The 13,399-nt window shown below is 63.7% G+C and carries 11 protein-coding genes and 2 pseudogenes; 9 read left to right on the forward strand and 4 right to left on the reverse strand.

The annotated features are described in order from the left end of the window. Positions 1-542, forward strand: a pseudogene (locus tag EN742_RS09025) (efflux transporter periplasmic adaptor subunit); the annotation flags it as partial. Further along, the gene (locus tag EN742_RS09030) at positions 539-3,622 is read left to right on the forward strand and encodes an efflux RND transporter permease subunit (RefSeq protein WP_126058024.1); all 3,084 of its coding nucleotides are present in this window, start codon (positions 539-541) and stop codon (positions 3,620-3,622) included. The pseudogene EN742_RS09025 and the gene EN742_RS09030, both read left to right, overlap by 4 nt. A 151-nt stretch (positions 3,623-3,773) precedes the next feature. Here EN742_RS09030 and EN742_RS09035 read toward each other — a convergent pair whose 3' ends face one another. Continuing rightward, a complete protein-coding gene (locus EN742_RS09035; protein WP_128332690.1) occupies positions 3,774-4,232 on the reverse strand; it encodes a L,D-transpeptidase in 459 nt (152 codons plus the stop codon). A gap of 350 nt (positions 4,233-4,582) precedes the next feature. Between EN742_RS09035 and EN742_RS09040 the strand changes: the two genes are divergently transcribed. Next, positions 4,583-4,915, forward strand: coding sequence for a hypothetical protein (locus EN742_RS09040; protein ID WP_126058022.1), 333 nt, complete (start codon positions 4,583-4,585; stop codon positions 4,913-4,915). 31 nt (positions 4,916-4,946) lie between these two features. Next, positions 4,947-5,114 (forward strand): hypothetical protein, encoded by a 168-nt coding sequence (locus EN742_RS38015; RefSeq protein ID WP_189340605.1) that lies wholly within the window; start codon positions 4,947-4,949, stop codon positions 5,112-5,114. Positions 5,115-5,178: 64 nt separating this feature from the next. Here EN742_RS38015 and EN742_RS09045 read toward each other — a convergent pair whose 3' ends face one another. Then, entirely contained in the window at positions 5,179-5,865 is a 687-nt protein-coding gene (locus EN742_RS09045; RefSeq protein ID WP_126058021.1) for a response regulator transcription factor, read from the reverse strand. A gap of 94 nt (positions 5,866-5,959) precedes the next feature. Between EN742_RS09045 and EN742_RS09050 the strand changes: the two genes are divergently transcribed. Beyond that, positions 5,960-6,691 carry a response regulator transcription factor gene (locus EN742_RS09050; protein ID WP_245455362.1) on the forward strand — a complete coding sequence of 244 codons (732 nt, stop codon included), beginning with the start codon at positions 5,960-5,962 and terminating at the stop codon, positions 6,689-6,691. Between the two features lie 251 nt (positions 6,692-6,942). Next, positions 6,943-9,003 (forward strand): sensor histidine kinase, encoded by a 2,061-nt coding sequence (locus tag EN742_RS09055; RefSeq protein WP_245455360.1) that lies wholly within the window; start codon positions 6,943-6,945, stop codon positions 9,001-9,003. A 204-nt stretch (positions 9,004-9,207) separates the two neighbouring features. Here the strand turns inward: EN742_RS09055 and EN742_RS09060 are convergent, their stop codons facing one another. After that, the gene (locus tag EN742_RS09060) at positions 9,208-9,612 is read right to left on the reverse strand and encodes a hypothetical protein (protein ID WP_126058020.1); all 405 of its coding nucleotides are present in this window, start codon (positions 9,610-9,612) and stop codon (positions 9,208-9,210) included. Between the two features lie 513 nt (positions 9,613-10,125). Between EN742_RS09060 and EN742_RS09065 the strand changes: the two genes are divergently transcribed. Continuing rightward, a complete protein-coding gene (locus EN742_RS09065; protein ID WP_126058019.1) occupies positions 10,126-11,328 on the forward strand; it encodes an aromatic ring-hydroxylating dioxygenase subunit alpha in 1,203 nt (400 codons plus the stop codon). A 159-nt stretch (positions 11,329-11,487) separates the two neighbouring features. Here EN742_RS09065 and EN742_RS09070 read toward each other — a convergent pair whose 3' ends face one another. After that, positions 11,488-12,906, reverse strand: coding sequence for an aminotransferase (locus EN742_RS09070; RefSeq protein WP_128332691.1), 1,419 nt, complete (start codon positions 12,904-12,906; stop codon positions 11,488-11,490). 151 nt (positions 12,907-13,057) lie between these two features. Between EN742_RS09070 and EN742_RS38020 the strand changes: the two genes are divergently transcribed. Both EN742_RS38020 and EN742_RS09075 read left to right on the forward strand, forming a co-directional pair. Beyond that, on the forward strand, positions 13,058-13,219 hold the full coding sequence (locus EN742_RS38020) for a hypothetical protein (RefSeq protein ID WP_189347883.1): 162 nt from the start codon (positions 13,058-13,060) through the stop codon (positions 13,217-13,219). Beyond that, positions 13,216-13,399: pseudogene (locus tag EN742_RS09075) on the forward strand (ABC transporter permease); the annotation flags it as partial. The gene EN742_RS38020 and the pseudogene EN742_RS09075, both read left to right, overlap by 4 nt.

Raw genomic sequence — 13,399 nt, forward strand, 5'->3', positions numbered from 1 at the left:
ACCCAAAGATCGACCCTACGAGCCGGCTGGTGTCGATCCGCGCCGAGGTCGCCAACCCCGACGGCAAGCTGACGCCAGGCCAGTTCGTGCAGGTGCGCGTCGAGTTGCCGGAGGAGCAGAATGTCCTGACGCTGCCGCAGACGGCCCTGACCTCCAGCCTCTATGGCGACTTCGTCTTTGTCGTGCGTCCGGCCAAGCCCGCGGGCGACGCTGCCGCTCCAGCAGCCAAGCCCGAAGAGAAGCCGGATGCGACAAAGACCGGCTCCACCCCGGCCGCCAAGCCGGACGAAAAACCTGACGAAAAGCCGGCCGACGCGGCGGCCAAGCCGGTGGAAGGCGAAAAGCCTGAGCTTGTGCTTGCCCAGGTATTCGTCAAGCCCGGCCGCCGCAACGCCGGCATGGTCGAGATCCTGGAAGGCATCACCGCCGGCGATGAGGTCGTCACCGCCGGCCAGAACCGGCTCTTCAACGGCATGTCCGTTGCCGTCGACAACACAATCGATCCGACCAAGCCGGCGAACAAGCAGGCCGCCCAGCAATGAATTTCTCCGACATCTTCATTCGCCGGCCGGTCCTGTCGACCGTGCTCGCCTGCATGATCCTGCTCCTGGGTTTCCAGGGCATCTTCAACCTGTCGATCCGGCAGTATCCGAAAGTCGACGAGACGGCCATCACCATCACCACGGCCTATCCAGGCGCCAGCGCCGACCTGATCCAGGGCTTCATCTCCGCTCCGATCGCCCGCGCCGTCGCCTCGACCGAGAACATCGACTACGTCACCTCGTCGAGCCGGCCCTCCTCCAGCACCGTGGTTGTGCAGATGAAGCTCGGCTCCAACCCGGACGTCGCGCTGACCGAGGTCCTGTCCAAGGTGCAGGGCGTGCGTGGCACCTTGCCCGACGCCGCCAAGGATCCGGTAATCGTCAAGGGCACCGGCCAAGAGTTCGCGATGATGTACATCTCGATGCAGAATCCGAACATGACGAAGCAGCAATTGACCGAATATATCGAGCGCGTCGTTCGCCCGCGCATATCGACGGTCGAGGGCGTCGCCGACGTGCAGATCTTCGGCGCCGAGGATTATTCGATGCGGGTGTGGATCGACCCGGTCAAGCTCGCCGCGCGCGGCGTCACGGCGGCCGATGTGCTGACCGCCATCAACGACAGCAACTTCCTGTCGGCGCCCGGCAACACCGAGAACGAATACGTTGTCTCATCGATCACCGTGCGCTCGACATTGCAGACGCCGGAGGCTTTCGCGGCGCTTCCTCTGCGCTCCAAGGACGGCAATGTGGTGAGGTTGCGCGACGTGGCGCGCGTCGAGCTCGGCGCGGTCAGCACCGACACCAGGGTCTCCTTCAACGGCAAGCCCGGCACCTTCCTTGCCATCTTCCCGACGCCGGCGGCCAATCCGCTGACGACGGCGGCGGCGATCCACAAGCTGGTGCCGACGATCCAGGAGACGCTGCCGCAAGGCATGACGATCGAGATCGTTTACGATTCCACCGAGCAGATCAGCGCCTCGATCGAGGAGGTATTCAAGACCATCGGCGAGGCGGTGGCGATCGTCGTCGTCGTCATCCTGCTCTTTCTCGGCTCGTTCCGCTCGGTGATGATGCCGATCGTGACCATTCCGCTTTCGCTGATTGGCGTCTGCTTCCTGCTGTATTCGGTCGGCTACTCGATCAATCTGCTGTCGCTGCTCGCCATGGTGCTGGCCATTGGCCTCGTCGTCGACGACGCCATCGTGGTGGTGGAGAATATCCACCGCCACATGGAAGAGGACCACATGTCGGCCATGCAGGCGGCCTTCAACGGCATGCGCGAGATTCTCTCCGCCATCGTCGCCATGACCATCACGCTGGCGGCGGTGTTCGCCCCGCTTGCCTTCACCGGCGGCCTGACCGGCGCGCTGTTTCGGGAATTCGCGGTGACGCTTGCCGGCTCGGTTGTGCTGTCGGGCATCATCGCCATCACCATCACGCCGATGATGTCGGCACGTATCCTCAAGGCAGGCTCGCACAGCCGTTTCCAGCGCATCGTCGACGGCACCTTTGGCCGCGTCGAGCGCGTCTACGAGCGGATGGTCACCAGCTCGCTGAGAAACCGTCCGGTGACGTTACTGATCGTGGTCGCGCTGGTCGCGCTCACCGGCTTCATGTTCACCAAGACCTCAAGCGAACTGGCGCCGGAGGAGGATCAGGGCTTCCTGCTCTCGATCGTGACCGGGCCGCGCTACGCGACGTCGGACTATACCGAAACCTACGTCAACCAGATCCTCGGTCTGGTCAGGGACATCCCTGAGACGCGCGCCCAGTTCTCGGCCGTCGCCTTCGGCGGCGCCACCAACGGCGCCTTTGTCGGCTTCGCCTTCAAGGACTGGGCCGAGCGCACCCGCAGCTCGAAGGAGATCCAGGAAGACATCACCGGCCGGCTTGCCAAGGTGGCCGGCGTCGAGGCATTCGTCTTCGCGCCGCCGACGCTGCCCGGTTCGGGCGGCGGCCTGCCGATCTCCTTTGTGGTACGTTCCACGGGCGACTCCGCCGAAGTTTACGAGGCGGCTGAGCAGATCAAGAACAAGGCGCAGGCCTCCGGCCGCTTCATCGTTGTGCAAAACTCGATGTCCTATGACGCGCCGCAAGTGACGGTGACGATCGACCGCGAGCGCGCGGCGGCGCTGAACCTGCCGATCGCCGATATCGGCCGCACGCTTACGCTGCTGGTCGGCGGCGCCGAGGTGGCGCAGTTCGACCGCGACTCCAACAGCTACGACATTATCCCGCAGGTGCCGCAGGAATTCCGCGACAACCCCGAGAAGCTCGCCCAGTATTTCGTGCGCAGCGCCTCGGGCGAGATGGTGCCGCTGTCGGCGGTGGTGAAGATCTCGACCAATGCGGCACCCGCCGCGATCGAACAGTTCAACCAGCTCAACTCGGCGACGATCACAGCCCTGCCACTGCCGGGGGTCACCACCGGCGACGGGCTGAAGGCCATCGAGGATATCGCCAAGGAGAGCCTGCCCGGCACGTTCTTCATCGACTATTCCGGCCAGTCGCGGCAGGAGAAGGAGCAGGGCAACACCATCCTGATCGCTTTCGTTGCGGCTGTGCTCGTCATCTACCTGGTGCTGGCGGCGCAGTTCGAAAGCTTCCGCGACCCGCTGATCATTATGATGGCGGTGCCACTGTCGATCTTTGGCGCGATCGTGCCGCTCAACATCGGCTTGGGCACGCTCAACATCTACACCCAGGTCGGCCTGATCACGCTGATCGGCCTGATCACCAAGCACGGCATCCTTCTGGTCGAGTTCGCCAACCAGCAGCGTGAGCTCCACGGCATGCGCCGGCGCGACGCGATCGTCGCTTCGGCCAAGGTGCGGCTGCGGCCGATCCTGATGACCACGGCGGCGATGGCGCTTGGCGTGGTGCCGCTGATCATCTCCAGCGGCGCCGGCGCCGCCGCCCGCTATTCAATGGGCCTGGTGATCTTCACCGGCATCCTGGTTGGAACCATGTTCACGCTGTTCGTGGTGCCGATGTTCTACACCTTCATCGCCAGCAAGGACCTGCCGCACCATGCAGAGAAGCCGGATCCGAACCTGATGCCGGCGCTGCAGGACTGACGGAATCGAACGACAAAGGAAAAAAGAGGCCGGAAAATTCCGGCCTCTTTTTTGGTTGGGCGTTTACCGCGGAAGAGCAATGCCAGGCGGGAGGCGGAACGGATGAGAGGAGGTTTTGCCAACCCTCTTCGCCGCCTTCGACCACAGCCTGCTACTTGACGATGACGATGCTGGTATTCGACGGGCCAAAGGCCTCGACGAGCTGGTAGAAATCGGCCGCGGCATCCGGGTGCAGCCGCACGCAGCCGTGCGAGGCCGGCTGTCCGAGACGCTTGATGGCATAGGTCGCATGCACGGAATAACCGCCGCTGAAGAACACCGAATGCGGCATCGGCGCGTTGTCGTACTTCTTCGAATACCACATCTCGTGCATGCGGGTCGGTTTGAAGGATCCAGTCGGCGTGATGTGCGCCCGGTCGCCGGTCGACACCTTCCAGGCGAAGGTCGGCCGGCCATCGACGGTGACCTCCATGGTCTGCTGAGACAGCGAAACCTTGGCCACGATCTGGTTGGCGTGGGCGGCGCCGCTGCCGGCGCCGAAAAGCAGGGCCGCGCCGGTGAACGCAGCGGCGGTGATGTTGATAAGCTTGGCGGAAATGGTGGCGTGCATGGCGATGTCCCCTCTCTCTGCCGGTCCGGCCGGCTCCAATTCGATGGCGGATTTATCGCTGGGTGATGTTTCAAGCCAATTTCGCTTGATGCTCACATTTGTTTCGAATCTGTTTCCCGTGGTTAACCGCCCGACGAGGGGCGTGATCGGGGGACAGGGCATATAGTTAACGCTTCGTTATCGGCATCAGGCTGCAAAGCCCCCAGACGAAAGCACCTATGCCTCTGATATGAAAGCGATACGACCTGCGCCGAAACCAGATTGCAACAAAGCGCGACTCGTGCGGCATGATCCCGATACAAGCCGGCAGCACAGTTGACGCAACGGGAACAGACGACAGCAAAACGAAAATGGGCAGGAAAACGAACCTACGCTCCTGGCTTCTCCGGACAAGCGTCGCTGCAATCGTCCTCGGCGGTGTCGGCTCTGTTGCCGGCAACCCGGCGACGACACTTGCGGCCATGAATTCCGGCGAGATTTCGACGCTGCATGCCGCGCTGTTCATCGCCACGGTCTGGATCGTGTCCAGCCTGCGCGTTAACCGGCTGAAGGCCCTCTGGCGGGTCGGCCTTCGGCTGAAGTGGATGCGCGGCGCCTCCGGCTACTTGCTGCCGAGAGGACCGAAGGCCCGCGCCGCTGCGGGGGGCTCCGTGGGCGGCGCGGGCGCTTCGGGGGTTTCCTGAAGCGGAACCACAAGTTGAAGGGATGGAGCCAATGAACACGAAATCTGCCGCAGCCGTGCTTTCCGCATTGCTTTACGCACAAGGCCTTCTGGGCTTTGCCGGCCTTGCCACCGTCCTCTTGCGGGACCGTGCCCAGGCTGAGGTGGTCGCCGTCGCCAGCGATGCGCCATCCGGCCCTTCGGCCATCGTGCTGCGCTGAGCGAGAGCATCGGACCAGAATGGAAACCGGTCCGATGCTGAAACAATCGAACAGTCTGGCTGATTCAATCGACGCGCTGCGTCGGCGGGTCGAACCGGTAGCCGGCGCCGCGTATCGTGGTGATGGTTTCGGTGTCGAGCTTGCGGCGCAGCCGCACGATGCGCGAATCGATCGAGCGGTCGAAGGCGTCGGCGTTTTCGGCCGGCGCCGCGGCGATGATGTCGTCGCGCGTCAGCACCTTGCGGGGACTTGCCAGAAACAGCTTGAGCAGCGCCACCTGGCCGGGCGAAAGCTGGTCTTCCGCGCCCGAGCGGTGCATGACCATCGCCGACCTCAGATCGACGGTTGCGTTCTCCAGCACGATCAGTTCCCCGGCGGCCCTGCCGCGCCGCGCCAGCAGGCCGCCGATGCGCGCGGCCAGTTCCCTGACGTTGAGCGGGCTCTCGACGACGTCGGCGGCACCGAGCTCGAGCGCCAGCACCTTGTCGACCAGGTCGGTCGGCCGGCAGATCAGGATGAAGTCGGGTCCGCCCTCGCCGCCATAACGCCGAAGCAGATCGCGCCCCTCAGCCTGGCTCAGGCTGTCGCCGACAACCACCACGTCGATGCCTTTGGCCGAAAGCAGCGATTCCGCTTCCCAGGGCTGGCGCGCCGCGCGCACGTCATGACCGCGCCGCTCGAGATGGTCGGCAAGGTCGCCCGCCACCACTTCGGCGACGGAAACGAGCGCGATGACGGATCGTGCGGCCATTTTTCTCCACCCTGCGACAGACATCTCAAGATGAGTGCTGGACATCATGTTTATACCCAATCTACTTTCCGCTGAAAGCGGGAGCCAGAGCATAGTGCGGGCAAGAATTGTCGTCGTCGAGGACGAGCCTGACCTGAGGGATGCCGTCGCCGAGTATCTCGGCGCCAGCGGCTATGAGGTGGCGACGGCCGAAAGTGCCGCCGCGGCGCGGAACCTGCTTGAGACGCAATCCTTTCATCTCGCCATCCTCGACATAGCCATGCCTGGCGAGGACGGCCTGTCGTTCGGCCGCTGGCTGCGCTCCAAGACCCCGATCGGCATCATCTATGCCACCGCGGCCGGCACCGCGCTTGATCGCATCGTCGGGCTCGAGCTCGGCGCCGACGACTACATCGTCAAGCCTTACGAACTGCGCGAGGTGCTGGCCCGGGTGCGCAGCGTGCTGCGCCGCGTGCCGCAGCCGGCCGAGCCGCAGGCCGCCAAGCCCGAACCGGCCTCTGCCGGCCGCCGCATGAGCTTCGGCTCATTCCACGCCGATCTCGACGGCAGGCTGGTCACCGGTGCCAACGGCGCGGTCGTCGACATGGCCAAAAGCGAGTTCGACGTACTGGAAGTCTTCCTGACGCGCGCCAACCGTCTGCTGACACGAGCGGCGATCTCCGAAGCGATCGGCTTCGTCGAGGACCCGGAATCTTCGCGGGCGGTCGACATCCGCATCATGCGGCTGCGAAAGAAGATCGAGACCGACCCCGCCAACCCGAAGTTCCTGCGCACGGTGCGCGGCGAGGGCTATATCTTCTCGCTGCCGAGCGGCGAGGGCAACTGAGCCTGAACCGCAGCGGCCCGAACTGTGAGGCCGCCGTCATTCGGCCATGACGGCCGGTGACCTTCGATATCCGGAATCCGGCTGGCGCGTGTCCTTCCGGATGCGCAAAGAACGCTGTAGCATTTTTGTCCTGCATATGGTTCCTCCGGGAACCCACGATCGATTTTCGAACTGTGTGCTGAATTTCATATCCTGCCGATCTGGCCCTGGGTGACGTATTGAACATGACAGCCGAAGCCGCCCGAACGGATATGCAAGCCACCCGCCAGGGCGCGGCGATGGCGGCCGTCCGCGTCGTGCGCCGGCTGCGCGAGGCCGGTGACTGGCAGCGCGAGATGGACATCATCCTGGAGACGCTCTGCCGCGCCATGGATTGCCAGCGCGGCATTCTGTTTCGGCTTCGCGAGCTTCCGGGCCAGGGCTTCGCCCAGTCGGTCTCGGCCTACTGGATCGATCCCGAATTCGGCGGCGAACTCGCCTCGCCCACCGTCATCATGCAGTCGATCATCAATTCCGACCCGTTGCTGGAGCGGCTGCAGGAGGACGAGCGGCAAGGCAAGGTCTTTGCCGGCCATACCCGCGATCTCGACGGCTTCCTGAGAGCCGACTTCGAGAAGCAGAATATCAAGTCGTTCCTGTCGGTGTCGGTCTTCGCGCATGGCCATCTCTGGGGCACGCTGGCGGTCAACGATTGTGTCGCCGAGCGCGAATGGACCGATGAGGAAGAGGCGACGCTGCACATCATCGCGCTGGCCATCGGCGATGCCATCGAGCACTCGCCCTCCGACGCCCATGCCAGTGAGGTTATCCGCCGCACCATGCTGCAGGCTTCGCTCGACGCCATCGTCGTCATCGACGAGACCGGCTCGATCATCGAGTTCAATCCGGCGGCCGAGAAGATGTTCGGCTTCCCGCGCAGCGACATCCTCGGCAAGGACCTGCTCGACACCATCGTTCCGATCTACTACCGCAAGGGCTATGCCTCGGGCGCCGAATACATGTCGGGCCGCGGCGCGCCAATGGTTGGCCAGCGGCTCGAGACCGTGACCCAGAATGCCGCCGGCGAGGTGTTCCCGATCGAACTGACGGCGACCGAGATGCGGGTTGCCGACCGCAGGCTGATCTTCGGCTCGATCCGCGATTTGCGCGACAAGCTGCGCGCCGAGGAGGAAATCGGCCGCCAGCGCGAGAAGCTGCACCAGAACGAGAAGATGGCCGCCATGGGTTCGCTGCTGGCCGGCGTCTCGCACGAGCTGAACAACCCCCTTGCCGTGGTCGTCGCGCAATCGACGCTGTTGCATGAGTTCGCCACCGACCCGCAGACCAAGGTGCGCGCCGAGAAGGTACGCGCAGCCGCCGAGCGCTGCGGCCGCATCGTCAAGAGCTTCCTGTCGATGGTGCGCCTGCATCCGACCGAGCAGGCAGAGACCGACCTCAACCAGGTGATCCGCGCCGCGCTCGAAGTGACAGCCTATGGCGCGCGCTCCAGCGGCATCATCATCGACACCGAGTTCGCCGTCGGCCCGCTGCTGGCCATGGCCGATGCCGACCATGTCACGCAGGTGGCCGCCAACTTCCTCGTCAACAGTCAGCATGCGTTGGCTGGCGTCGCAGGCGACCGGCTGATCAAGGTGCGCACGTTTCGCAGCGATCGCGGCAATCCCGGCTTCTCCGTCGAGGACAACGGCCCTGGCGTGCCGGAAGCGATCCGTTCACGCATCTTCGAATCCTATTTCACCACCAAGCCGATCGGCGTCGGCACAGGCATCGGCCTGTCGATCTCGAAGTCGATCATCGAGCGGCACAACGGCAACATCTGGTTCGAGGAGGTGCAGCCGCACGGCGCGCGTTTCGTGGTCCAGCTGCCGGCGATCACTGCCGGCGCGGCCGCTGGCAGCGAAGGACCGGCGCGCTCAAGCGGCCTGCGCCACGCGCTGATCATCGACGACGAGCCCGATGTCGCCGGCTCGCTCTCCGACATACTGGAGCTGATGGGCGTCAAGTCGCGCGTCGTGCCGGCGTGGACGTCGGCGGCGGCGATCCTCAGCGGCCAGATGCCGCCCGACATCGTCTTTTCCGATTTGCGCATGCCCGGCACCAGCGGCATCGCAATCTATCGCGAGTTGCTCGCCGAACGGCCGGCGCTGGCGCAGCGCTTCGTGCTGGTCACCGGCGACCTGATCGGCGCCAAGGCCGAGATCGAGGCGCTGCCGCCGCATCAGCGGCCGCAGATCCTGGAAAAGCCGTTCAGCACGCTGGACGTGCGCGGCGTGCTTTCGGCCATCGCCGAGCAGGCTGCCGTGGAGAGCTGACATCCAGCCGTTCAAAGATACTGGAGCAAGCGCAGGAACTCGCCGTTAGCAGGCCGGCCTCACCTGAATATCGACAGACCGAAAAAAAGAGGCTCCCAACCGACGATGCGGTGGGAGCCTGACTTGAGCGCAGGAGGAGCGCTCTGGGGAGGTCAAAGCGTGATCGCGAAGCGGGGAACTGTTTCGCGGATCACGTTCGACAAGTCAGAAGACGTTCGGCGTGCTGGTCAGCGGCGCGGCATTGGCGATCATGCGCACCGCGCGTTCCCTATGCTTGCCGGACTGCTCGGCAATGGCGCGCAGACAGTCCGCGCTCTCGGCGCCCCAAGCCTGGCCCTTGCAGGCGAAATCGATCTGCGGCATCGGCAAACGCCCGGTCTTGATCGTGGTCGACGCGCCTTCGACGGCACCTGCCGGCGGATTGAGCGACGCGAAGGCGGGGCCTGCCGCCGGTGTGAGGAACATGCCGGCGAAGGCAAGGGCGCCAATCGCCATGAACATCGCCATCGGATGGTCGCTGGCGCGCTGGCGCAGCGCCAGCTTCGGTCGCCGATCGTTGCGCTCCGGTGCCTGGAGGCGGTTGTTGGCGGTCTGGACTTTCGTGAACATCGCAATCCCCTTCATTGTCTTTCTTTTTGCTATGAAACGAATGTATCCGCACCCGGTAACGGATGGATGATACGCGATGGCTGCCCGTGTAACCGGCTTGAAACAGAAAAATCGGGCATGATCGGGCATATTCGGTCATTCCCCGATTTTCGTGTTCGTTTGCAATTTCTGTTCCATAAGCGCGACCTGAAAGGCGACCTCACAGGCGAAGCAATGGGCCTGAGGCGGTCTTGCGGACTATGAGCAATCTCACACTTGCGAAGGAAATCGGGGCCGGGACTGCGTCTCTGAGAGCCGCCGCTTCTCGCTGCCAGGTCGACGTCGATCGGGCCGCTCCGGGCCTGTTTCAGAACCCTGGTTAACGCCCGGATTTTCCGTGATTTTCCCTGGCCAGATCGTCGCTGAGCGGATGCAAACCCAGCGCCATCAAAATTTTATATTTCAACAAACCATTGCATTTCAAAGCAAAATATACTTATATTGAATGATCATTCAACAAAAGAAGAGCCTTCTATGAACCCGCATCTCCGTGACGTGGCGATCCCCAACGATTGGGACCGGCGGGGTCTGCCGGGATGGAGCTACCACTCCAACGCGCTTCTAGAACTCGAGAAGGAATACGTCTTCCGCAACCATTGGCAGATCGCCGGACATGTCTCCGACGTGCCCAATCCCGGCGACTATCTGACCATGGATGTCATCGGCGAACGGGCGCTGATCGTGCGCGGCAAGGACGGCCTCGTGCGCGCTTTCAACAATATGTGCCGCCATCGCGGCAGCCGCGTCGTCGCCGACAGCCAGGGCACCTGCAAGAACGCGCTTGTCTGCCCGTTCCATGGCTGGGTCTACAATCTCGACGGCACGCTGCGCGGTGCCGCCCGTCCGCGCTCCTTCCCCGATCTCGACAAGACCGAATTCGGCCTGATGCCGCTCGACCTCGAAATCTGGATGGGTTTCATCTTCATCCGCTTCCACGAGGGAGGCCCGCAGCCCTCGGTGGCCGAGCTTTTGAAGCCGATCGAGGCCGAGATCGCGCACTATCGCGTCGCCGAGATGGTGCCATCGTGGGGCATCTGGACCCAAAAATCGCCGGTCAACTGGAAGTCGGTGCGCGACGTCGACAATGAAGGCTACCACGTCGCCATGGCGCATCCGGCGCTACAGGATCTTTATGGTGCGACCTATTTCGACGAGCCCTTCGTCAACGGCGTGTCGCGATCCTTCGCCACCTACAATCCGCATGCCGGGCGGCGCTGGAGCGTGCGCGAATACATCAAGCGAGCGCCCGACGCTTCGCATCTGCCGGAGCATCTGCGCAAGGCCTGGATCTACTACGGCATCTTCCCCAACAACGCGCTGTCGATCATGCCGGAATCCGTGCAGTTCTATCAGGAGTTCCCGCTGTCGACCGGCGAGACCCTGCTGCGCGGCGCAATCTACCGCTACAAGGACGAAACGAGAGAACAGGCGGCGGCGCGCTATCTCGCCTACCGCATCGACCGCGACACAATGGACGAGGACGTGCAGCTTTCGGTGTGGTCGAACGAATCCATGCTGTCGGAAGCCTTCGAGGGGTTCTATCTCTCCGACCTCGAATATGGCGTGCGCACCCACCACGATCATCTGCGCAAGCAGATCCCCGTGCTCGGCCTGGAGACGGCGCCGGAGGAAAAGAACATGTGGGCGCTGAACGACGCGCTGCGGTCGAGGGGATAGAGCAGGCAGGTGAGGGGCAGCGCAGGTTTTTGAGATTATCGTTTTAGTCAGACGCCAATTTCTGGCGTCGTCCGGCGACCAACCAATCGCCGAGGTCGGCGCTGCCCCTCATCCCCCTGCGGGCACCTTCTCCCGTAGAACGGGGAGAAGGAAGAACCCTCACCCCCGCCAGACGCCCTCTTTCCTGAGATCGTCCATCGTGCGCGAAATGCCCTCTCGCAGGATCGCCACCATGTCGTCGATCTGCTCGCGCGAAATAATCAGCGGCGGCGACATCACGCACATGTTGATCAGCGGCCTGACCAGCAAGCCTAGCTCATGGCAATGTGCGTCGATGCGTTTGCCGACGTCCTTGTCGAGCTGCAGCGGATTCCTGCTTTCGCGATCGGCGACGCATTCGATGCAAGCCATCAGCCCCATGCCGCGCACCTCGCCGACCAGCGGCAATTCCTCCAGCGACTTCAGCCGCGCCTGGAAATAGGGCGCGACCTCACGCGCGTGCGCGAGCACGCCGTCTTCCAGCAGGTCGAGATTCTTCAGCGCCACCGCGCAGCCGATCGGATGGCTGGTGTAGGTGAGGCCGTGGCCGAACAGCGCGTCGGGATGGTTGGAACGGCGCAGTTGTTCCAGCAGCCGCCCCGAGATGATGACGCCGCCGAGCGGGAAATAGCCCGAGGTGACGCCCTTGGCGAAGGTGATCATGTCCGGGTCTATGCCGAACACCTCGCCGGAGGCAAAGACGTGGCCGAGACGTCCGAAGCCGGTCACCACCTCGTCCGAGACATAGAGGATGTCGTTGTCGCGGCAGATCTGGCGGACGCGCCTCAGATAGCCCTCCGGCGGCACGACCACGCCGCCCGAGGCCTGCACCGGTTCGCCGACGAAGGCGCCGATCCTGTCGGCACCGACGCGGGCGACGGTGTCGCGGAACTGATCCACCAGGAAATCGGTGAAGGCAGCGATGCTCATCTCCTTCGGCCGCCGGAACGGATCGGGCGAGGAGAGCTTGACCACCAACTCGTCGGCGCCGTCCATCCAGTCGCGGTCGCGCGGGCGGCCATTGAGCGAGGCCGACAGATAGGTCGAGCCGTGATAGGCGCCGCCGCGGCTGAGGATCAGCTTCTTCTCCGGCCGTCCCCGCACATTGTTGTAGAACTGCATGAAGCGCAGCGCCGTCTCCACCGCCGACGAGCCGCCGGTGGTGAAGAAAGTGTGGCTGAGATCGGCGGGCGCGTGACCGGAAATGCGCCTGGCGAGCTCCGCCGAGGGCGCGTTCATCGTGTACCACGGAGTGTTGTAGGACAGCGCCATCGCCTGGTTGTACATCACGCTGGCCAGTTCCTCGCGGCGGTGGCCGACATTGAGGCACCACATGCCGGCCGGCCCGTCGATCAGCCGCTTGCCGGAAGCATCGGTGATGTAGATGCCGTCGCCCTCGCCGATCAGCGCGCGCGCCTCGGCGCCGACCGAGCCGGCATACGGCCAGGGCTGGACGAGATGGCGCTTGGCCAGCTCCACGGCATCGTCATCGCCGGGCTGGTTGGTTTCCCTCGCCCTGATCTCCCTTGCAGCCGCCATCTTAGCCTCGCATCGTATGGTTGTGGATCCTTCGGCGGACAAAGAATGAAGCGGCAAGCCCCGGAAAAATGGTCTTTCTTCACTTCATTTTGAATGTCCGTTCAATCAATATTACAGAAATAGCGCTTGATTTCAATTGGCGGATGCGCTCATGATGAAAGAAAGCCGGCAAGCAAGCGGCGCGACCAGCAACGCACCGTTCGGTTGCGCCGCGAGCAAAAAAGGGAACAAGCCGCCGGCGCTGACCAATGGGAACCACATGCCGGAACTGTTCGTGCCAGCGACCGAAATCACGCCCGGAGCGCTGCAATGACGGCGGCTGCCGAAGGCTCGCCCCCGCTGCGCATGTCGCGGGCCAGACGAAATGCCCTTCTGCGGTCCGAACCCGTCCAGGGCTTTGCCCTGATCAGCCCCACCTTCCTCTATGCCCTCGTCCTGCTGGTGCTGCCGATCCTGGTGGTTTTCGCCCACTCCTTCTGGACGCAGAACTACC

This window comes from Mesorhizobium sp. M4A.F.Ca.ET.020.02.1.1 (assembly GCF_004022645.1).
Taxonomy (GTDB): Bacteria; Pseudomonadota; Alphaproteobacteria; order Rhizobiales; family Rhizobiaceae; genus Mesorhizobium.

Excerpts from the sequence above, each read along its gene's own strand:
- EN742_RS09030 (WP_126058024.1), top strand. The coding sequence starts at position 539 with ATGAATTTCTCCGACATCTTCATTCGCCGGCCGGTCCTGTCGACCGTG.
- EN742_RS09035 (WP_128332690.1), bottom strand. The coding sequence starts at position 4,232 with ATGCACGCCACCATTTCCGCCAAGCTTATCAACATCACCGCCGCTGCG.
- EN742_RS09040 (WP_126058022.1), top strand. The coding sequence starts at position 4,583 with ATGGGCAGGAAAACGAACCTACGCTCCTGGCTTCTCCGGACAAGCGTC.
- EN742_RS38015 (WP_189340605.1), top strand. The coding sequence starts at position 4,947 with ATGAACACGAAATCTGCCGCAGCCGTGCTTTCCGCATTGCTTTACGCA.
- EN742_RS09045 (WP_126058021.1), bottom strand. The coding sequence starts at position 5,865 with ATGGCCGCACGATCCGTCATCGCGCTCGTTTCCGTCGCCGAAGTGGTG.
- EN742_RS09055 (WP_245455360.1), top strand. The coding sequence starts at position 6,943 with ATGCAAGCCACCCGCCAGGGCGCGGCGATGGCGGCCGTCCGCGTCGTG.
- EN742_RS09060 (WP_126058020.1), bottom strand. The coding sequence starts at position 9,612 with ATGTTCACGAAAGTCCAGACCGCCAACAACCGCCTCCAGGCACCGGAG.
- EN742_RS09065 (WP_126058019.1), top strand. The coding sequence starts at position 10,126 with ATGAACCCGCATCTCCGTGACGTGGCGATCCCCAACGATTGGGACCGG.
- EN742_RS09070 (WP_128332691.1), bottom strand. The coding sequence starts at position 12,906 with ATGGCGGCTGCAAGGGAGATCAGGGCGAGGGAAACCAACCAGCCCGGC.
- EN742_RS38020 (WP_189347883.1), top strand. The coding sequence starts at position 13,058 with ATGATGAAAGAAAGCCGGCAAGCAAGCGGCGCGACCAGCAACGCACCG.